Origin of the sequence: Cellvibrio sp. PSBB006, assembly GCF_002162135.1 — a bacterium.
In the GTDB taxonomy this organism is placed as follows: Bacteria; Pseudomonadota; Gammaproteobacteria; order Pseudomonadales; family Cellvibrionaceae; genus Cellvibrio.
Genome location: NZ_CP021382.1, coordinates 2,766,070 through 2,787,537, shown reverse-complemented (window position 1 = coordinate 2,787,537; position 21,468 = coordinate 2,766,070). Strand labels below are relative to the sequence as shown.

The 21,468-nt window shown below is 53.8% G+C and carries 17 protein-coding genes; 9 read left to right on the top strand and 8 right to left on the bottom strand.

Going from position 1 to position 21,468, the window contains the following annotated elements:
• The 6 genes from CBR65_RS11635 to pilG all read right to left on the bottom strand — a co-directional run bounded on the left by CBR65_RS11635 (position 1) and on the right by pilG (position 10,930).
• A complete protein-coding gene (locus CBR65_RS11635) occupies positions 1 to 6,240 on the bottom strand; it encodes an Hpt domain-containing protein (protein ID WP_198300722.1) in 6,240 nt (2,079 codons plus the stop codon).
• Between the two features lie 12 nt (positions 6,241 to 6,252).
• Positions 6,253 to 7,116 carry a protein-glutamate O-methyltransferase CheR gene (locus CBR65_RS11630; protein ID WP_087467003.1) on the bottom strand — a complete coding sequence of 288 codons (864 nt, stop codon included), beginning with the start codon at positions 7,114 to 7,116 and terminating at the stop codon, positions 6,253 to 6,255.
• 43 nt (positions 7,117 to 7,159) lie between these two features.
• Positions 7,160 to 9,319: a methyl-accepting chemotaxis protein gene (locus tag CBR65_RS11625; protein WP_087467002.1), complete on the bottom strand. Its 2,160-nt coding sequence runs from the start codon at positions 9,317 to 9,319 to the stop codon at positions 7,160 to 7,162.
• A 116-nt stretch (positions 9,320 to 9,435) separates the two neighbouring features.
• Positions 9,436 to 9,978 (bottom strand): chemotaxis protein CheW, encoded by a 543-nt coding sequence (locus CBR65_RS11620; RefSeq protein WP_087467001.1) that lies wholly within the window; start codon positions 9,976 to 9,978, stop codon positions 9,436 to 9,438.
• A gap of 127 nt (positions 9,979 to 10,105) precedes the next feature.
• Complete coding sequence (gene pilH, locus CBR65_RS11615) at positions 10,106 to 10,468, bottom strand: twitching motility response regulator PilH (protein WP_087467000.1); 363 nt, start codon at positions 10,466 to 10,468, stop codon at positions 10,106 to 10,108.
• Positions 10,469 to 10,534: 66 nt separating this feature from the next.
• Positions 10,535 to 10,930: a twitching motility response regulator PilG gene (pilG, locus tag CBR65_RS11610; RefSeq protein WP_087466999.1), complete on the bottom strand. Its 396-nt coding sequence runs from the start codon at positions 10,928 to 10,930 to the stop codon at positions 10,535 to 10,537.
• Positions 10,931 to 11,248: 318 nt separating this feature from the next.
• Between pilG and gshB the strand changes: the two genes are divergently transcribed.
• The 4 genes from gshB to ruvX all read left to right on the top strand — a co-directional run bounded on the left by gshB (position 11,249) and on the right by ruvX (position 14,251).
• Complete coding sequence (gshB, locus tag CBR65_RS11605; RefSeq protein WP_087469041.1) at positions 11,249 to 12,217, top strand: glutathione synthase; 969 nt, start codon at positions 11,249 to 11,251, stop codon at positions 12,215 to 12,217.
• A complete protein-coding gene (locus CBR65_RS11600; protein WP_087466998.1) occupies positions 12,214 to 13,113 on the top strand; it encodes an energy transducer TonB in 900 nt (299 codons plus the stop codon). Before gshB ends, CBR65_RS11600 begins: the two co-directional genes overlap by 4 nt.
• Before the next feature lie 63 nt (positions 13,114 to 13,176).
• Positions 13,177 to 13,767 carry a YqgE/AlgH family protein gene (locus CBR65_RS11595; protein WP_087466997.1) on the top strand — a complete coding sequence of 197 codons (591 nt, stop codon included), beginning with the start codon at positions 13,177 to 13,179 and terminating at the stop codon, positions 13,765 to 13,767.
• Between the two features lie 49 nt (positions 13,768 to 13,816).
• Complete coding sequence (ruvX, locus tag CBR65_RS11590) at positions 13,817 to 14,251, top strand: Holliday junction resolvase RuvX (RefSeq protein ID WP_087466996.1); 435 nt, start codon at positions 13,817 to 13,819, stop codon at positions 14,249 to 14,251.
• Positions 14,252 to 14,290: 39 nt separating this feature from the next.
• Here the strand turns inward: ruvX and CBR65_RS11585 are convergent, their stop codons facing one another.
• On the bottom strand, positions 14,291 to 15,436 hold the full coding sequence (locus tag CBR65_RS11585; protein ID WP_087466995.1) for a PilT/PilU family type 4a pilus ATPase: 1,146 nt from the start codon (positions 15,434 to 15,436) through the stop codon (positions 14,291 to 14,293).
• Between the two features lie 114 nt (positions 15,437 to 15,550).
• A complete protein-coding gene (locus CBR65_RS11580; RefSeq protein ID WP_087466994.1) occupies positions 15,551 to 16,585 on the bottom strand; it encodes a type IV pilus twitching motility protein PilT in 1,035 nt (344 codons plus the stop codon).
• Positions 16,586 to 16,687: 102 nt separating this feature from the next.
• Between CBR65_RS11580 and CBR65_RS11575 the strand changes: the two genes are divergently transcribed.
• From CBR65_RS11575 to CBR65_RS11555, 5 genes are all read left to right on the top strand, one after another.
• Entirely contained in the window at positions 16,688 to 17,383 is a 696-nt protein-coding gene (locus tag CBR65_RS11575; RefSeq protein WP_087466993.1) for a YggS family pyridoxal phosphate-dependent enzyme, read from the top strand.
• 27 nt (positions 17,384 to 17,410) lie between these two features.
• The gene (gene proC, locus CBR65_RS11570) at positions 17,411 to 18,232 is read left to right on the top strand and encodes a pyrroline-5-carboxylate reductase (RefSeq protein WP_087466992.1); all 822 of its coding nucleotides are present in this window, start codon (positions 17,411 to 17,413) and stop codon (positions 18,230 to 18,232) included.
• A gap of 40 nt (positions 18,233 to 18,272) precedes the next feature.
• Positions 18,273 to 18,863, top strand: a complete 591-nt coding sequence (locus CBR65_RS11565) for a YggT family protein (protein ID WP_087466991.1) — start codon at positions 18,273 to 18,275, stop codon at positions 18,861 to 18,863.
• Positions 18,863 to 19,165: a DUF167 family protein gene (locus tag CBR65_RS11560; RefSeq protein ID WP_087466990.1), complete on the top strand. Its 303-nt coding sequence runs from the start codon at positions 18,863 to 18,865 to the stop codon at positions 19,163 to 19,165. The genes CBR65_RS11565 and CBR65_RS11560 overlap by 1 nt, the downstream gene beginning before the upstream one ends.
• 205 nt (positions 19,166 to 19,370) lie before the next feature.
• On the top strand, positions 19,371 to 21,386 hold the full coding sequence (locus CBR65_RS11555; protein ID WP_087466989.1) for a dynamin family protein: 2,016 nt from the start codon (positions 19,371 to 19,373) through the stop codon (positions 21,384 to 21,386).
• The last annotated feature ends 82 nt before the right edge of the window (positions 21,387 to 21,468 follow it).

The following is a 21,468-nucleotide window of genomic DNA, read 5'->3' as shown; positions in this document are numbered from 1 at the left end:
TTATCTCGCCGGTTTGCCCAAAAGTTCGTTGATGTTATTCAACAGCAAATCCTCCTGATAAGGTTTGCCCATGTACTTATTCACGCCCAGGCTGAACGCGCGCTCGCGGTGTTTATCGCCGGTGCGCGAGGTGATCATGATGATCGGGATATCTTTCAGGCGCGAACTGGTACGAATATTTTTGGCGACTTCGAAGCCGTCCATGCGCGGCATCTCGATGTCGAGCAGCATCACATCGGGGATGTGGTCCTGCAACAACAACAGTGCTTCGGCGCCGTCTTTAGCGGTAATGACAATGAAGCCTTCGCGCTCAAGGAAGCGGCTGGTTACCTTACGCACCGTTACTGAGTCGTCTACGACCATGACGGTTTGTTCGGCTTGATCTTCTTTCTTCGCTGGTGCCGCGCTGAGCGGTTCGAGCAGCAGGGATTTGCCCAAGCCAAGGGCCAGTTGCTCGCGGATCAACGCATGCAGGTCGAGAATGACCACCACGCTACCGTCACCCATTACGGTGGCGCCGGATACGCCGCGCACAGTACTGAACTGCACACCGAGCGTTTTTACCACGATTTCGCGGCTGCCCAAGAGGCGATCCACCTGTAACGCCACGGTATTTTCGGCACTGCGCACCAGGACAACGGGCAGGGGTAGTGATTGGCCGTCCAGTTTGGGCTGAGCCATACTGTCAAGCATCGTACCCAGGTAACGCACCAGATAATTTTCACCGGCATATTCAAAACGCGCTTGTTCGTCCTGGTAATAGTGCTCCAGTTCAAACGGGCTGACACGCACGATACCTTCGATGGTATTGAGCGGAATGGCGTAGAGGTCATCACCAATCTGGACCATCAGGGCGCGGTTGACCGATACGGTGAACGGCAAACGCACAATAAACTCGGTGCCTTGACCCCAGGTGGAGTCGATAAACATGGCGCCACCCAGTTGTTTGATCTCGGAGTGCACCACGTCCATACCCACGCCGCGTCCGGAAATCTGGGTAACTTTGTCAGCGGTACTAAAACCGGCGTGCAGAATAAACTGGATGATGTCCTGGTCACTTAACTGGGCGCCTTCGGCCATCAAGCCACGTTCAATGGCTTTTTCCCGCACGCGCTTCAGGTTGATTCCGCGCCCGTCATCCGCCAGGCGAAGCATGACGTCACCGCCTTCGCGGCCGAGGCTCAAGACGATCCGTCCGGCGGCTGGTTTGCCAGCGTTAATACGGTCTTCGGTTGATTCAATACCATGGTCTACGGCGTTACGCAGCATGTGTTCCAGCGGCGCCACCATGCGCTCCAATACCGTCCGGTCCAATTCGCCTTCGACGTTATCCAGTTCAAATTCAACTTCTTTGCCGAGCTCGGTGGCAGCTTGCCGCACGATACGGCGCAGACGCGGAACCAGCCGTGAGAAGGGCACCATGCGCGAGCGCATCAGACCTTCTTGCAAATCGGTATTAATGCGCGACTGTTGCAGCAACAGGGTTTCTGTATCGCGCGTTTTATCAGCCAGGGTGAACTTCAAGTCCATCAAGTCCGATGCGGATTCGATCAGCGAGCGCGATAACTGTTGCAGTTGGGAGTAGCGGTCCATCTCCAGCGGGTCGAACTCCTCGTGAGCAGACATCTGTTCCTGCCGGAATAACACCTGGGCCTCGGTTTCAATATCGAGGCGGCGTAACTGTTCCTGCAAGCGCTGGATCGTGGAGTCCATCTCGTCAATTGCTGTACTCAGGTCGCTAACCTGCTGCTCCATTCGGCCGCGGCTGATGGAGGTTTCACCCGCGAGGTTAACCAGTTCTTCGAGTAATTCTGCGGAAACTTTTACAACTTCCTGCGGCCCGCTGCGACGGGTTGCAAGGTGCTGAATGGGCGCTGGCGCTGCACCACCACTGGGGCCGGGGCGCATACCGGGCATGTCCACAGACGGGACCGAGGGTGCACTTGGTACCTGTTTGGGTTTGGGTGTGAACGGAATGACTTTTGATGTATCGACAAATTCATGGCTTTCGCTCGGGAAAGTCGGTTTTGTAGACAGATCATCGTCAGTTTCGTTTGAATGCATGGGCTGCATCGGTGCAAGCTTGTCCACAACATGGGATTCGGGCGCAGCCAGTACGCCTTCTTCCAGTGGCGGCAGGGCTTCGCCTGCCAGCTTGGCGCGCGCGCGATCAACCAATAAATGCAGGCGGTCCTGGTAATTATTGAGTTTCTTGAAGAAGCTCTGATCGATCTGGGCATCGGCACCCATCTCGATTAATACGCTTTCAAATTCGTGTGACAGATCGCCGATATCCATCATACCTGCCAGCCGCGCACCGCCTTTAAAGGTGTGCAGGCTACGCTTCAGATCCTCGACCGGCTCGGTGTTGTTCCAATCTTCCTGCCACTCGTGCAGGGCGCGCTCGATATCCTCCAGCAACTCGCTGGCTTCTTCGATAAAAATTTCGACGATTTCAGGATCAAAATCTTCATCTTGTGCGGATTCTTCTTGCACATCAAACGAGAAGACAACATCCTCTTCTGCTTCTGCTTCTGCTTCTGCTTCTGCTTCTGCTTCTGCTTCTGCTTCTGCTTCTGCTTCTGCTTCTACGTCCGACTCAGTCGGGTCGAAAAGAAGCGGCGAAGGCGCGGGGTTGATCAGGTTGTCGAGCGATTCATTGATATGCGGTGGAATCTCACCGAGATTCTGACCTGCGGCTACGGCATCAACCATGTCGAGTAGCGACAGGTGTGCGGCATTGAGTGTTGCGCACACGTCATCGCTACAGTTCAACTGGCCGCTGGTAATGCGTTGATACACCGCCTGCAATTTCTCGCCGAGGGTAGCCATTGGTGGCAGATAAGCGTGCGCCGCACCGTGAGTCAGATTGCGTAACTCATTGATCAGTGGATTGAGTTGTTGCAAGTCTTTAGGTGCTTCTCGCCACCGCTCAATGATTTGATCAGCATTGAGCAACAGATTCATCTCTTCTGCCATAAAGATGGACAGCAGTTCCGGATCAATCGGACGCTTCCCATTGGCATCGGCTTCCTGTTGGCGTGCCAGCGGCGCAACATGGATTTCACGCAATTCGTGTACGCGAGCAAGGAATTGCTGCAGGCGCGGAATTTCTATCGGTTCGTTGTGATGAATATTGTCCAGCGCAATGTGGGTGTAACTGACGGCATCGCGCAACAGTTGCAGGATGTCATCATTGATATTGACCTGATAGCTGCGCAATTCCTTAACAAATTTTTCCAGCGGCGTTGCCAACTCGGCAACGGGAGTGATCTCTGCCATATGCGCGCTGCCCTTGAGGGTGTGCAGGGCGCGTTGCATGTGTTCGCTGGGTGGGTCATAGAAGGGCGCTTGTTCTTCCATGCGTTGAATATAATTCTGCACGACTTCCAGATGACTCAAGGCCTCCGCACCGAAGATGTCCCACAGAGGATCGTCCACTTCGCTGCTGTCTTCCTCGATTAAGTAACCATCCAGCGCGTTAGTGCCGGGCGATGACAGCGAGTCATAATCAATGACTTCCTCATCGTCCATGTGATGCTCGGCGTTGTCTTCATCGGTTGTTGCATCGATGAAACTCGCATAGGTAATTTCTTCAGCTTGCGGCAGTTCCCCGTTTTCCGGCTCCAGTTCTGCGGCAATAGTCTCCAGCGTAATCTCGGCATCGTCGCTCTCGCCATCCATTGCTTCAGACATGTCAGCATCGTGACCAGTCTCCGCAGCGGCGGGTGCATCGCTTAATTCCGGTGGCACAATGCCTTTGGCCAACGCTTCAGCCTGTGCGCGATAAGCAGCGGTTAGCTCTGGTTCCGGGTTGGGTTGGTGCAAGCTGAACGCGTTGATCATGCCGGGCAATAACAGACGCACTTTTTCAATAATAGCTATGTGCGGCTGGGACGGCGTGACCGTGCCATCGATGATGCGATTCAGCATGTTTTCGATGGACCAGGCGAGCTCGCCTATGTCGTTTGCGCCAACCATTCGACCGCTGCCTTTCAGTGTGTGAAACGCACGACGGAATTCAGTCAGTGATTCGGCATCGTCAAAATTTTGCGCCCACTGCGGGAAATATTCACCAATGGTTTGAGTAACTTCACCGGCTTCTTCAACAAAGATATCGATGATTTCATCATCAAGATCGTCATCCTCATCATCGGCAATGTTTTCGGCGGTGGATGAGTAGTTGATAAACTCTTCAGCGGCGGGCTCTTGTTCGGCAACCGTTTCTGGAATTGGCGCTGACTCGGCCTGATCTTCTTTGGGTAGGGCCCATTCGTTTGCGGTAATGTCTTCCGGCTCAAGTTCAGCTGCCGGTTCTTCTGTCATGACGGAAGTGGAATGCGTGTCGGCATCTGGCTCAAGGGCAGCTTGATAAGCAGCAAGTAGGGCTGCGGTATCTTCGTCGCTCTCCTGGGTTATATCTGGTGAGCTTGCATCTGGAGCCGCATCCGCTAACGCTAACGGTATTTCACCCGTGTCGATAACAGATATGTGATCATCTTCCGCATCGAAAGGCTTGGGTTCGGGGCGCGGCATCTTGGCCACGGCATACCCCAGCGATGCCACGCTCTCTTCAGCAACGCTTAGCAATAAATCATTTTCTTCTTTGCGCGCGCCGCTGCTCAAACGCTCCAGATAATATTCAACACTGGTGATGGCATCAGCGAGGGTGTCGAGGTTGTTCCATTGGGGAACCTCGTCCTGTTGCAGCAGTTGTTCTTCAATGTAACGCGCACAGGCACCGAGAATTCGGGCCGGGCGGGGCAGCGGCATAATTTCGAGGCCGCCGCGAATTTCACGCAAGGTTTCAGGTACGGCTTGCAGGTGCGCACGATCCCATTGCGAGGCAATGTATTCGATGATGGCGTCTTTGGCATGCTCCAGGCCGTTGCGTGATTCCCTTAGCACCGATTCTTTGGCGCGATTGAGGGTAATATCGGCTTCTTCACCCGAACGGTTGGCTTGGCTGGACTGTGAAGCAAGGTGGTCCAGTGCATCTTCAATCTCGATAACCTTGCCCGCCACAGACATCAACTGATCGTTGGATAATTGGCTGTTGGCGTCAACCACCATCTCCAGCACGGCGCCCTGCTCCAACACTTGCTTGCGCAACTCACCAATACCGAGAACCGCCATGGTATCTGCCACGCGCTTGACCACGGGCAATGCATCACTTAATGCGCTGCGGGTATCGCCACCGGAGAGGCAAATATCCAATGCATGTTTGATAACATCCAGTTCACCTTTCAGCGCCTCGACAACAGAACGCATGGCTTCAGGGTCGGGTGCCGAGAGCATATTCTGCGCGTCATCACCCACTTCCTTACCTTCCACCAGTGCCGCTTCCAATTGGTAGCCCTGATAGATGCGTTGGAGATGTGAATTAGGTGGGAAACCCGGCGCATGTTTGCCGGAACGGGCAACGTAATAGAGCAGGTTTTTAATTAGCTCGTCCTGGGTAAATGCATCCAGGGCTTTAACGCCATGCACCGCAAGTACTTTGATTTCCTTGTCGAGTTGGCGCAGCAAGTTTTTGATGGAAACGCTGATCTCTATAGCATCGATTTGCAATGCTTCAGCCAGGGCGAGGCAGATGTCCCACAATGGCGCCCGCGCCGTGCCTTGTGTCAGTTTATGCAATCGACTGAATACTTTTTGCAGGTAACCCAGATTCTCATCCGGATTAACGCCACGAATAAAACCGGCAGCAGCGTATTGATACATCTGCCGCAGTTTCTTCACCATTTCCTGGAATTGTTGGTTGTCTTGCGTCACGGGCAAACGCGTACCACTGATGCGTTTGGCCGGAGCAAGATTCGGAACAAATAATTTGGTATCGGTCAGCAGACTTTCGCCGCGTACTGCGCGCAAGTCGTTGAGCAGCGGCAAGACCACCAGCGGATTATCGCGGCGGGTTGCTTTTACCTGGTCGAGATAAACCGGGAATTGCAGGATAGCGCGCATCAATACTTCCTGCGCTTCGGCAGGATTGGCCACGGTATTGTTGATCATGGCCTGGGTCAGCTTTTCCATTTCCTCGGCGAGCATGGCGGCCCCGTAAAACTCCACCATTTGTAAGCTGCCATGTACCTGATGAATGTGCGTCAGGCAGAAACGGATGCGCGCCGTATCTTTCGGATTTTCAACAAAGGCTTCGAGCGATTGACGAGCTTCTTTCAGTGTCTCGCCAATTTCGTGGATAAGCCAATCCAACGCGGCAAAATTTCGATTATCTGCCATGTGGAGCATTCCTCATTGTTCTTCTCGCTCATCGCGTAGATATGCTTGCACGTCGTCTACAGAAACGCGGTGCATTTTGGGATGCTCCCAGTCAACCGCTTCGCCTAACCCGATAATTAACAAACCACCGGGTTTCAGCCGATCAACTAAAGCATTCAGGATATCCCGCCGTAACCAGCGGCGAAAATAAACCAGTAAATTTTGACAAAAGATGACATCCACCTTGACGTGCGGCATGCAGTCGGGGCGAATGATATTGCCTTGGGTGAAACACACACGCTCCCGCAGTTTGCTGACGACTTCATAGCTGCCGTCATCGCAGTGTTGCAAGTAACGTTTGATTTCTTCGGGTTTGACTTCTTCGAGTTTGCGCGCGGAATAATGCGCTTCCCGGGCTTTGGTCAAGGCGGTGGTGCTGATGTCCACGGCGGTTATACCGTAATAAGGATTCAGCGCCGCGAGCTCGAAGCAATCGTTGATCACCATCGCCAGCGAATAAGCTTCTTCACCGGTAGCACAGCCGATGCTCCACACATCGAAACTGCCCGGCAATTGCTGGTTGTTGATCTTGTTTTGCAGATAACGACGGACATATTCCAATGACGGACGGTGACGGAAAAAACTGGTTTCCTTCACCGCGATGCGATCGACCAGCGTAGACCATTCCATCATGCCGGACACGCCGTGAGTGACCTCGACGTAATACCGATCATAGTCGTCGAGACCCAATTCGCGCATACGAATGGATACTTGTGACTCCAACAACGTCCGCTGTTGGCGCACCAGATGAATGCCGGTGCGCTCTTCCAGCAGCGTACTCCACTGAGCAAACTGCCTGTCGGAGAGCGTCGGTAATTTTCTCAGTGACCACGCCATATCTACACCCGCAAATCAATTACCGAGAGGGCAATTGATGAACTCATGCCTTCGCCGCTACGTGAGAGTAATCATCTTCATCACCGGGCAGAACTTCGTCATCCAGATCAATGATTTCGGTATCGTAGTCAACCGCAGCCGCCGCTGGTGCCGGTTTGTGGGCGTGACGTGCATCGATAATGACGTCCTCTTCCGGCAGTTTGAAGCCGGCAACGGACTCACGCAGATCGAGTGCCATTTCGGCGAGGTTACCAATCGATTGTGCGGTAGCAGAAGTACCGGCGGATGTTTGGGTCGTAATCTCCTGGATAACATTCATCGTGTTGGAGATATGACCTGCGGATGACGCTTGTTGGCGAGCTGCGTTAGAAATGTTTTGAATCAATTCCGCAAGGTTGCCGGATACGTTTTCAATCTCTTCCAGTGCCACACCCGCGTCCTGCGCGAGGCGCGCACCGCGCACTACTTCAGAGGTGGTTTGTTCCATCGAAATTACGGCTTCGTTGGTATCGTTCTGAATGGTTTTTACCAGCGCTTCGATCTGCTTGGTTGCTGCTGCGGAACGTTCCGCAAGGCGTTGAACTTCGTCCGCTACCACCGCGAAGCCGCGGCCCGCGTCACCGGCCATAGATGCCTGAATTGCCGCGTTAAGTGCGAGGATGTTCGTTTGGTCAGCAATGTCGTTAATCAAACTTACGATATCACCAATCTCTTGTGACGATTCACCGAGACGTTTAATACGTTTGGATGTGTCCTGAATCTGTTCGCGGATGGTATCCATCCCGTGAATAGTGTTCTGTACCACTTTAGCGCCGTTGCCCGCGATCGATACCGCGCGCTCCGCTACCGCTGCTGATTCAGCGGCGTTTGCCGATACCTGGTCAATGGTGACCGCCATTTCGTTTACCGCGGCAGATGCACCGGCGATTTCTTGCGCCTGGTGTTCAGATGCTTCAGCGAGGTGCAATGCAGTTTGCTGGGTTTCCTGTGCAGCCGCCGATACGTTTACCGCAGTTTCGTTGATTCGCGCTACCAGGATACGCAGCTGGTCGATAGTGAAGTTGATGGAGTCCGCAATCGCACCGGTGAAGTCCTCGGTTACCGTTGCTGTCGTTGTCAGGTCACCGTCCGCGAGGTCGGCCAGTTCGTCGAGCAGACGCAAAATCGCAGTCTGGTTACGTTCATTCGTTTCCGCAGTGTGAACCAGACGGCGGCGAGTGTTACGGAACAGGCTGATACCGATAAAGGCAGCGCAAAGTACCGCGATAGCGGCGAGGATCAGAATCAGTTGGTTGTTGATCGGACGTGCACTGGCCTGGATTGAGATTTTATCGGCGATAGCCGCCAATGCTTGCAATAACTGTGGGCTGTCTTCGAGCAGCGCGTCACTGGCCTGACGTGCGCGGAACAGGGTAGTGGAACCTTCAACCATCTCCTGGATGGATTGATTTACCGCAGCAAACATTTCAGAAATTTGTTCAAGGCTGGCACGCGCATTGGCATCAGACACGCGAGAAATCCGCATGGTTGGGTCGCCCTGTTGCATTGCCGTTAGTACACGACCGTAGATGTTGGCGTCGAGGTTGAATTGGTCAGCAGCGCTGCTTGCGTCAGTGTCACCACGCAGCATCTTGTCCACGTTCCGACCGATACGCTCCGCCCGCCAGGATTGCATTTGCGCCTGTGAGACCTGATCCGCCGGTGCATTGTTTTCCAGCAGGATTTCCACGATGTTGTTGTGCTGGGCCTGCAGGTTGGGCAGGTTGTCATTCAGGTTGTTACCAACATTGTTGAGGCTAACGATTAGTTCACGGTTGGTCACAATGGTCTGGGCATTGTCGCGGACACTTCCCCAGATGCCATTAAAAGCTGCAAACTCATTGTTCAATTCGCGGCGGGTTCGTTCATCGCTGGCACGCAGGGATTCCCAGGTGCTGGACATACTACTTAATACGCCGGTTAATTCAGTGAATGCCTCCTCGTCACCGGAGGTCGCATCACGGGACAATGCCGTAAGTCGATAGGCTTCCGCACGGAGATCCGCCACTTGTTGCAGATAGCGCTGATCGTTATCTGCGTCTTTCTGCACAATGAAGTAACTCACTGCAATTGCCGCGAAGCAGGCAATCAGCAATAGCACGGCAATCGAAATTCCCGGACTCGCCTTGACTGCCGCAAAAGGGCTTCTGGATTCAGTTTTCATCTACGTACTCCTACCGACTCTGCGTCTTATTTTTTATCCCCGGTAGCGGAGAACATCCCCGATACCATTGATTCCGTCTCCAGCTTGGTGTGGATACTCTTACTACCAGCTAGTTACTAACCTTTGGCCGCGTTGATGAAACGCGGATCTTCTGCCAGCAGCCCCGGTCGAAATAGCGACCATTGTTGGCCACCGAGTGAGTAGCTTCCGGTTACAAATGGCAAAATATTGCTGGCGATAGCACCAGCCTGTTCACTGTATTCATCCATGGGAAAATGCTGCATACCAAAGACCTGGTCTACCATCAAACCGCTGTACAGGTTTTCGGTTTCCAGGACCAGCACCCGGCGTTGTTTGCGGCCGCTGATCAGTCTGTCGCCAAAGAAGGTTGCCATGTCAAAGATGGGAAGCAGTCGCCCCCGCACATTGGCCACGCCTTTTACCCAGGGTTGAACGCCGGGCAAGTGAGTAAAGCTGGGCACTTCCAACATCTCGGAAACCTCACCCATAGGGGCTACAAAGTTGCTGCCCATGAGCGAAAAGCCGATGCCGCTCCACTGTGGGCGGATGTCGGTTTGTGCCGGCAGACCGCGTGCTGCTGCGCGACTGCGTTGTGCGAGATCGAGGAGCGCCTGAAAGGCTACCTGTGGTTCTGACATAGACCGATTTATTCCATTCTCACCAAGCGACCAACAGAGTTGTGTAACGAATAGTGCGGCTGTTGGGTGCATTTGTTATTGAGTTTTGATGGCGCTGGTCTGCCATGGCGTCTTGGTCACGCCCTTATCAGCGCATGACCTGAGCGATTGCTGCCATCAATACATCTGCTTCAATAGGTTTCGCCAGGTAATCCTTCGCACCCTGACGCATGCCCCACACACGATCAGTTTGTTGATCTTTGGTGGTCACAATAATGACCGGGATGTGCGAGGTTTCCGGGAGTTTTGACAGTTGGCGGGTTGCCTGGAACCCATTGAGGCCCGGCATCACGATGTCCATCAGAATAACGTCTGGCTGTTCTTTCTGAGCCAAGGCGATACCGTCTTCGCCATTCTCTGCAGTCAATACTGCATGTCCATGCTTTTCAAGCATGCTGGTCAATTTATACGTCTCAGTCGGTGAGTCGTCGATGATTAATACTCTGGCCATAGCTACCCCAAAATAATAGAACTTCTAGTTGAGCAATCCATTGGTTTAAACGTATCCGCCCGCCCTTCACGAGGCTTTGGCATGCTTGACGTGTGCCTGAATGGCATCGAGCAATTCGCTTTTGCTGAAGGGTTTGGTGAGATATTGGTCGGAACCGACAATCCGTCCTTTGGCTTTGTCGAACAATCCGTCTTTGCTGGATAACATGATGACCGGTGTGGTCTTGAATTCGCTGTTATTCTTGATCAGGGCACAGGTTTGATAGCCATCAAGGCGGGGCATCATAATATCGACAAAGATAATGTCGGGGCGGGTATCAGCTATTTTCGCCAGGGCATCAAAGCCGTCGGTGGCTGTTACTACCGTGCAACCTGCTTTTTTAAGCAAGGTTTCTGCTGTGCGGCGAATGGTTTTACTATCGTCGATTACCATCACCTTCAGGCTTTCCAAACTTACGTCCATAACTCTGACCTTTGCCTTTTATCTCGTTGTCATGACACTGCCAGACCTTGCGATCCGTGTCACACTTTATGTCTCTCAAACACGGAAAACGGCCTCGAAAGCCGTCGTAACAAGCGCCATGCAAACTTTTAACATAGTTTTTAAGGTTTATCTATAACTACTTGAATATATAAAGAATCTATTCGTTTTCGCAATTCTTTAGAGCTTAACATTATGGGATGTACTTAAGCCTCTTGCTTTAATAGCCCCGAGGACTTAACTTTAGTCCGCATAACGACTCCCGGCAAATCCAATGCCACCATGAGTGCAAAAGATTTTATGACCATCTCCCTCGGCGTTGTGATGGACCCCATCGCAAGCATCAAATATTACAAAGATACCACCCTCGCATTGCTGTTGGCTGCCCAGGAACGGGGATGGGATCTTTATTATATGGAGCAAAGTGATCTTTATTTATTACAGGGCGAAGCCCGTGCCAGTGTGCGGGCATTGTTCGTCGCGGACAATGCCGATACCTGGTATGAGCTGGGTCCCCGAGAGGATAAGTCGCTGGCAGAGATCAACGTTGTTCTGATGCGCAAGGATCCACCTTTCGATAATGAATATATATATAGCACTTATATTCTGGAAGCAGCTGAAAAACAGGGTACTTTGGTGCTGAATAAGCCACAAAGCCTGCGCGATTGTAATGAAAAGGTATTCGCCACCCAGTTTCCCCAGTGTTGCCCGCCGGTTTTGGTCAGCCGTAACGCCAGACAACTGCGTGATTTTCATCGGCAACATCAGGATGTGATCTTCAAGCCCCTGGATGGAATGGGAGGCAGTAGTATCTTCCGTTGTAGGGAAGATGATCCCAATGTAGGCGTTATTCTGGAAACACTGACGCAACATGGAACCCAATTGACTATGGCCCAGCGTTATATTCCAGAGATCAGCGCTGGCGATAAGCGCATTCTGGTTGTCGATGGCGAGCCTATTCCCTATTGTCTCGCGCGCATTCCGGCTCAGGGTGAAACCCGGGGCAACCTGGCGGCAGGTGGTACCGGTGTGGCTCAGCCTCTGAGTGAACGGGACCGCTGGATTGTGGCGCAGGTTGCGCCAACCTTGAAAGCAAAAGGGTTACTTTTTGTAGGACTGGATGTGATCGGGGATTACCTGACGGAAATCAATGTGACCAGTCCGACCTGTGCCAGGGAGATCGATAAAGCCTACAACACGCGTATTGGTGCACGGTTCATGGATGCTATTGCCGGCTACCTGGCGGCCAAGGGTATTCAGGAACGATGAATTCTGTTGCTATGTCACCAGCACTGGATGAGGCGCGAGTCGATACCGGCGATCGTTTGAGTTTTACGTTTTTTCTTGCCTTGGTCGTCCATGCCCTGATCATTTTGGGGGTGGGTTTTAACCTGCAGCAACCCAACCAGTCTCAGACACTGGAGATTACCCTCGCTACCCACAAGTCGGCCAAAACGCCGGAACAGGCCGACTTCATCGCGCAGCATAGCCAGGAGGCCAGCGGCACAGAAGACGAAGCCAGGCAGTTGACCACTGAGCGTCAGGCTGAGTTTGCCGACTCAGAGGTGCGTGACGTCAATCCTATGCCGCAAACCCAGGCCGCTTCACCCAATGAGCGTAAAGATGACCAGTTGATCAGTACGGTTGCCGATAACCAGCGGCAAGTGCAGGTTCAGACAGATCCGGAGCCCTTGGATGAGCAACAGCAGCGCGACGGCCTTTTGCAGGAGCAAACATTTACTACGGAGATTGCCAGCTTGCAGGCCAAGTTGGATCGCCAGCGTCAGGAATATGCCAAGCGCCCGCGCATTCGCACCCTCACATCGGTATCTACGAAAGAATCCTTCGACGCCAAATATCTGCATGAATGGAGTACAAAGATCGAGCAGGTAGGCAACGAAAACTATCCGCAGGAAGCGCTAAGCCAACGCATTACCGGCCAGCTGCGCCTCTCCGTGGTCATTAACCCCGATGGCACCATCCACGAAATCGACATGTTGCAGTCCTCCGGGCAGCGTATCTTTGATGAAGCGGCGCGTCAGATTGTGCGTTTGGCGGCGCCCTTTGCAGTCTTCCCACCGGAGATTCGTCAACAAGCTGATCGCTTGCAAATCATCCGCACCTGGAATTTTGAGATTACCGGTCTGTCTACCTCAGCAGAGTAAGCGCGCGGGATAAATTTTTGCGATCAGCTTGTATTAGTCCACGAAGCCCCCAATACTGAAACCATGACAACACACGACGATCTCACCACTTCTGAACTCACGGCTGGCAGCCTCCGCGATCATTTCCTGATTGCTATGCCAGGTATGCGGGATTCCGCCTTCGCGCATTCGGTTACTTACATTTGTGAACATACAGATAAAGGTGCCATGGGTATTGTGATTAACAATGCGATGCCGTTGTTTATTCGCGATATTTTTGTGCAGATGGAATTGGCTGACGCGGCGGGCATCGGCAGTCGGGCGGTATTTGCCGGTGGGCCGGTACAGATTGAGCGCGGGTTTGTCTTGCATTCCAGCGAAAAAGAATGGCAATCCACACTCAAGATTTCTCCGCGAATTAGCCTGACAGCATCACGCGATATCATCGAAGCTCTGGCCGATGGGCGTGGGCCAGAAGAGTATTTAATTGCCTTGGGTTATGCCGGTTGGGGCGAAGGGCAATTGGAAGCCGAGGTCGCCGCCAATTCCTGGCTTACTGTGCCATCCGACGGCAATATCATCTTCCACACTCCGCATGAACAACGTTGGGCGGCAGCGGCGCAACCTTTAGGTATTGATTTGAATTTGATCTCCAGTGTCGCAGGGCACGCGTAAGTCGGATCAATATTCTTCTCGTCATTCATTCGTTTCAAAAATTCTTTCCATGATAAAAACGCTTCTGGCCTTTGATTACGGTACACGCAATATCGGCGTCGCCTCTGGCCAAACACTCACTCGTTCCGCTACTGAACAGTCCCCACTAAAGGCAAATGACGGTGTGCCCGACTGGGTGCAGGTAGAGAGGCTATTGCAGGAGTGGGAACCGGATCTGGTATTGGTTGGTTTGCCATTAAATATGGATGGCAGCGAAAGTGAACTCAGCGCCCGCGCACGTAAATTTGCCAATCGTCTGCACGGGCGTTTTGGTGTGAAGGTGGAGCTGGTTGATGAACGTCTCAGCAGTTTTGCTGCTAAAGGTGAAGTGATGGAACGCGGTGGCTCCCGTGACTACAAAAATAATCCCGTTGATTCTATTGCCGCACGCCTGATTCTCGAAACCTGGCTACAAAATCAAGTCATACCAGGTGGGTCGGATTAGCACAGCGTAATCCGCCACCAAGATCCAACAGTTTAAAAATTAAAACATCCGCCCGCGATCATTCTTATCATCGTCCTGAATAGATAAACCATCTGCCGCATGAGACAAATAGGTCGCATCGGTTTCTGAGCCCAGTTTGATCATCAAGCGCAGGTCGTTGGGCGAGTCAGCGTGAAGCAGCGCGTCCTCGTAAGTAATTTCACCATTGTCATACAGTTCATAGAGTGCCTGGTCGAAAGTCTGCATGCCCAGTTCGGTAGATTTTTTCATCAGCTCTTTCAAGTCCGAGACTTCGCCTTTGCGAATCAGATCCTGGGCGAGCGGTGTATTGATCAGCACCTCAAGACAGGCGCGTCGCCCTTGTCCATCCGGTGTCGGGATCAATTGCTGTGCAACAATCGCTTTCAGGTTGAGCGACAAGTCCATCCACAACTGGCGATGGCGGTCAGCGGGGAAGAAGTGAATGATACGGTCCAGCGCCTGGTTAGCGTTGTTGGCGTGCAGCGTACACAAACACAGGTGACCGGTTTCCGCAAACGCGATGGCGTGGTCCATGGTTTCCCGTGACCGCACCTCACCAATCAGGATCACATCCGGCGCCTGGCGCAGAGTATTTTTCAGGGCAATTTCAAAGGATTCAGTATCGATGCCCACTTCGCGTTGGGTGATGATGCAGCCTTCATGTTGGTGAATAAATTCGATCGGGTCTTCAATCGAAATAATGTGACCTTTACTGTTGCGGTTGCGGTGGCCGATCATCGATGCCAGCGATGTTGATTTACCGGTACCCGTGGCGCCTACAAAGATAATCAAACCGCGCTTGGTCATCGCCAGTTCTTTAATAATTTCTGGCAGGCCGAGATCGTCTATGCGCGGAATGTTGGTTTCAATCCGACGCAGCACCATGCCCGCCAGGTTGCGTTGGTAAAACGCGCTGGCACGAAACCGGCCGATACCGCGCGCGCTGACGGCGAAGTTCAGTTCCTTATTTTCAAGGAATTCCACACGTTGTTTTTCATTCATAACGCTCAGCACCAATTCGCGGACCTTTTCGGGGGCGAGTGGCGTGGCGGTAACGGGAACGATCTTGCCGTGCAACTTGATGGACGGCGGCACACCGGCGGTGACGAATAAATCCGACGCGCCTTTTTCCACCATCAACGCTAACAAACGATCAAAATCCATAACGGCTTACCTTCTGAGTTGCGCTCCAGAGCGCTAGTGAAAATTATTGCGTCTGAACGTTTTTAAAAGCAAAAAATTGTCCACTGTTTTCTCTGGATGACGCAGACAAATGAATTAAAAATTCTCCGGCATCTTCGCCTTGCTCTTGGCCGCTTCACGGCTGATGACACGTCGCGCCACCAGGTCCGCCAGGCATTGGTCCATAGTCTGCATGCCCAGCGATGCGCCGGTTTGAATGGCGGAATACATTTGGGCCACCTTATCTTCGCGAATCAGGTTACGAATTGCCGGGGTGCCGCGCATAATTTCGTGAGCTGCTACCCGGCCGCCGCCGTTTTTCTTCATCAGTGTTTGCGAAATAACCGCTTGCAATGACTCCGAGAGCATTGAACGCACCATGGATTTTTCGTTGGCCGGAAATACATCCACGATACGGTCAATGGTTTTTGCGGCGGAAGTGGTGTGCAGGGTACCGAACACCAGGTGGCCGGTTTCGGCGGCGGTCAAGGCGAGGCGAATGGTTTCCAGGTCACGCATCTCACCCACCAGGATAATGTCCGGGTCTTCCCGCAATGCTGAGCGCAGTGCTTCGGCGAAGCCGTGGGTGTCGCGGTGCACTTCCCGTTGGTTGACGAGGCACTTCTTACTTTCATGCACAAATTCGATCGGGTCTTCAATCGTCAGGACGTGTTCGTATTTGTTATCGTTGATGTAGTCAATCATAGCGGCGAGGGTGGTGGATTTACCGGAACCGGTTGGGCCGGTTACCAATACCAACCCGCGCGGTACGGCGCAGATATCGCGAAACACATTGCCCATGCCCAGCTCTTCCATGGTGAGTACCTTGGAAGGAATCGTCCGGAATACGGCGCCGGCGCCGCGGTTCTGATTAAAGGCATTAACCCGGAAGCGGGCGACGCCCGGCACCTCAAAAGAGAAGTCGGTTTCGAGGAATTCTTCGAAGTCCTTACGTTGCTTGTCATTCATGATCTCGTAGATCAAACTGTGCACCTGCTTGTGCTCCATGGGCGGCAGGTTAATACGCCGCACGTCGCCATCGACGCGAATCATCGGCGGCAGGCCAGCGGAAAGGTGTAAGTCGGACGCGCCCTGTTTGGCGCTGAAGGCGAGGAGTTCGGTAATATCCATACTGCTTGCTACCTTATTTCAATCAATTATTTTTTATCTCAGCCGCACAGGGAGCACAGGCTCCGGTGGTCGATCAACAGGCGGCACACTCTCATACTGGATATGCACAAGATAGACGACAATCTCGCCAAAGTCATGGCGCGCATTCAACGAGCTGCGCAGGAATCCGGCCGCGCTGCCGCTGATATTCACCTGCTCGCCGTTAGTAAAACCCAACCGGCAACGGCTGTTGAACGCGCCTGGCAATGGGGGCAGCGCCGGTTTGGTGAAAACTATGTGCAAGAAGCGCTGGAAAAAAAACAGGCTCTCGCACACCTGCCAGACATTGAATGGCATTTTATCGGCCCCATTCAGTCCAACAAAACCCGCGCCATCGCTGAAAATTTTGACTGGGTTCACAGTATAGACCGGCTCAAGACCGCGCAGCGTCTGAGCGCGCAACGGCCCTCTACACTGCCAGCACTGCAGGTCTGTGTGCAAGTGAATATTGATGATGAAGAAACCAAGGCCGGTGTGAGCCTTGCGGAGCTGCCGGTACTGGCCCAACAGGTCGCTGAGTTGCCCAATCTGCACCTGCGCGGCTTGATGAGCATACCGGCGCCCTGCGATGATCCCCGCCGCCTGCGCGCGACATTCTCTCGCTTACGCGATGCCATGGAGTCCCTGCAGCAGGCCGGCGTGCCGCTGGATACCCTGTCCATGGGGATGTCCGGTGATCTGGAAGCCGCCATCGCCAGTGGCTCAACGCTTGTGCGCGTCGGCACGGATATCTTCGGCGCGCGTGCTCCCAGGGATTAACCATTTTTTATTGCACAGGATGACGTTGTGAATAACACCAGACTTACATTTATCGGCGCGGGCAACATGGCGCGTGCCATCATCGGTGGGCTGTTGGCGAAGGGTTATCCCGCTGATCTCATCAGCGCCAGCGCCACTCGCCAGGAAACACTGGATACTGTCAGCAACCAATTCGGTATTGCCACGAGCACTGACAACCGCGCTCTGGCCCAGGCGGCTGATGTCGTGGTGCTGGCAGTCAAACCGCAGATGCTTAAAACCGTCGCGCTGGATTTGCAGCCGGCTCTTGGCCACAAGCCGCTGATTATTTCGGTGGCGGCCGGTATCACCACCCAGAGCATGGGCGAATGGCTGGGTGTGGATCAGGCCATCGTGCGCTCCATGCCCAATACTCCGTCGCAGGTGCAAACCGGTGCGGCCGGTCTTTTCGCCAACGCCAATACCTCTACTGAGCAACGCCAAACCGCCAGTCAAATTCTGGGCGCTGTGGGGGTGGTGCAATGGTTGGATGATGAGCCTTTGCTCAATGCGGTGACTGCCGTCTCGGGTTCCGGCCCGGCCTATTTCTTTCTGATGATGGAAGCGATGATTGATGCGGCGGTTGATCTGGGTTTGTCGCGCGACTGCGCGACTGACCTGACTCTGCAAACCGCTTTGGGTGCTGCCATGTTGGCCAAAAACAGCGATGTCGATGTTGCCGAGTTGCGCCGCCGGGTTACGTCCCCGAAAGGCACCACGGAACAGGCGATCAAGTCGTTTGAAGCGGATGGTATCCGCACGATGGTCAGCCGGGCGATGAAGGCTTGTGCTGATCGTTCGCTGGAGCTGTCTGAACAACTCGGGCGATAATTCCCGTATTTACCTGTTTATTGATCAACGAGGAGTCGCTATGTCCGTCCTGGCTGAGATTGCCATTTATGTGATCCGCACCATTGGATCGCTGTATCTGTTGTTGGTGTTGTTGCGTTTTCTGTTTCAGCTGGTTCGCGCTGATTTCTATAACCCTATCTCCCAAACCATCGCCAAAGCCACCAATCCGTTATTGTTGCCCATGCGCAAGGTGATCCCCGGCTTCTACGGGATTGATTTCGCCTCGCTGATATTGGGCCTGCTGGTACAGGCGCTGGTGATCCAGATCATCTTTTTTGTCGCCGGCTATGGCTTTATCGGCGTGCTTAACCTGATTGCCTGGTCGTTTGTCGGTGTCCTGGCTACCTTCGCCAGTATTTACTTCTGGGGTCTGATCATTGTGATCATTGCCAGCTGGATTGCGCCCTTTAGCCAGAATCCGGCGTTGGTGCTGGTGCGTCAGATTATCGAGCCGGCGATGGCGCCGCTGCGCAAGATTATCCCGCCGCTGGGGGTGATTGACCTGTCACCTATCGTGGCCTTCATGATCCTGCATGTGATCAACCGTTATCTGATCGCTGCCATCGCCGGTTCAGTGAATATGCCGTCGGGCCTGGTGCTTGGGCTTTAATGCCGGTGACCGGGACGGCAAACCACTATCGCTGGCAAGGGGAGGACCTGGTTCTTCATTGCCAGCTGCAACCCCGGGCCGCCCGCGATGAAATTGCCGGCTTGCATGGCGACCGCCTTAAATTACGCATCACGGCGCCGCCAGTAGATGGTAAAGCCAACGAGCACCTGATGAAGTGGTTGAGTAAATTGTTCAATGTCCCGCGCTCGGATATCACCCTTGTGCAGGGTGAGCTGGGCCGTCAGAAAACCCTGTTGATTCGCGCTCCCCGCCAGCTACCGCCGGAGATGCTTATTCTCTGATGCGGCCTTTATCCTTAATTCGCGCGCCTTTGATCCCGTTGGTTTGACCACTGGGTCAGGGTGGGACTATTCAGGTGTCAGCTTTTCGGCTTTAATCTAGTGTCAAAAAATGATCAGTGTGGTAATAGACGAAAGCGGTGTCGGCTAAGCCCCTGGATCAGCATTATCAACAAGCAAGATAGACAAAAAATAAAGGTCGGCTCCCATGGATGTTAAAGCGCTTCACCGTCAAATGACCAACTACAACCGCTGGAAGCACCAGTTGGATGATCGCCTGCAACGCTTTGAAAAGTGGGGCCAGAGCCACAACATGGTCAGTGCCGAGGTGCACAAGACCCTCAAACGCGCGCGCGAGTTGCTGCGTGGCGACTCCTTTACCATTGCCTGTGTCGGTGAGTTCTCCCGCGGCAAGACCGAATTGATCAATGCTCTGCTATACACCGAAGGTGGTCGCCGTTTACTGCCATCCCAGCCGGGCCGCACGACCATGTGCCCCACCGAGATTTACTGGGAGCCCAACCAGAAACATCGCAATTGCGTGCGCTTGCTGCCGATAGAAACCCGCCGTACCAACACCAGCCTGCAAAGTTTTAAACGCATTCCCCAAAACTGGGTGGCGATTCATTTTGACCCGCAGGACCCGGTGCAGACGCGCACCGCCATCAACCAGGTGTCTGCCAACAAGCTGGTGACGCCGGCTGAAGCCGCCCGGCTCGGCTTCTCTACGGATGAATTGGGTGAGCGCGACGCAAATGGGATGGTGGCCGTGCCTTGCTGGCGCCATGCGCTGATCAACCTTGATCATCCACTGCTGCGCCAAGGGCTGCGGATCGTCGATACCCCGGGCCTGAACGCGCTGGGAAATGAGCCTGAATTGACGCTCAGAACCCTGCCGGAGGCGCAGGCGATTCTGTTCCTGCTGGCCGCTGATGCGGGTGTGACAGCCAGTGATATGACGATCTGGCGCGAGCATATCCAGATCCTGCGCGACGACCATTGCACCGCAGTGCTGGCGTTGCTCAACAAGATCGACAGCTTGTGGGATGACCTGTCCGGCACCCAGGAAGTGGACAGCCAGGTTGAACAATTGCGCCAGCTGACGGCGCGCCAACTGGAGTTGTCGCCGGAACATGTGCTGACCTTGTCTGCCAAGCACGGTTTATTGGCCAAGGTTGGACGCAATGCGGCGCAATTGCAGCGCAGTAATTTCCCGGTGCTGGAGCGGATGCTGGCTGAATGCGTGATACGCAGCCAGCAGCAAATTGTGGGACATAGGCTTATCGGTGACAGCTACAGCATGATCATCAACACGCGCAACAGCCTGGCCCGGCGCTTGAAGGAATGCGAGGTGGAAGTGGGCGTGCTGCGTTCTGCGGCGAATCCGGATGCCATCGATACATTGCAACAACTGCGCGACACCATCCGCCAGACCCATCACCAATACCACAAACAAGCGCTCTCGCTACGCACCAGCCAGCGCCTGCTGGAAAATCAGCGCGCGGCGCTGTTAAGCCCGGTCAGTGCGAGCCAGTTGGAGAAGCAGGTGCAGGAGGCGCATCACAAGCTGGCCCAGAGTTGGACCACGCTCGGCTTGTCCCGCGCCATCGGTGAATTTTTTGATGCGGTGGACAGCAATATCCGCCATCTGGAACGCGAGATTGAGCGGGCCAACAAAGTACTGACCTCGATTTATGAGCGTCCGGAGCATAATCAGACCAACGGTGAGTTGCTTAACCGCCATCTGTTCCGCATGCACAAAGAGCGCCGTCAACTACGCCAGCTGCACACCCGTGCGGACGATTTCCGGCTCTCGCTGAACAGCTTACTGACCAGCAAAAGCACCCTTATCAGCCGCTTTATCAACACGCTGGTGCAGGAAGTGCGCAATACCTTCAAAGATATCAATCGTGCGATCGAGCACTGGTTACAGGAGGCGCTGTCACCGCTCTTCCACAACAACGAATACCAGAAACAACTGGTTGAACAGCACATGCTGCGCCTCACGCAAATGCAGAACCAGCGCAACACTCACGCGGAAAAAGTGGAAAGTCTGCAAACCAATATTTACCAAATGCAGGCGGCGCTGACCCAGTTGGAGCCGCTTTATCGTGAAGTCATGAAGTCGCCACTGGATGATGCCCTGGAGGCGAAACCCGCGGCGGATGCCGGTGCGACCATTGTCTCTCTCAGTGAAGCGCGGCAGGCTTCGCGCTCTTCCTGATCCATCCGCACCCTGATGAGCAGGGTGCACAACTCCCTTGCAGCCACCGAGTGGCGACCGTAGACTTGCGCCTTTGTCGCCG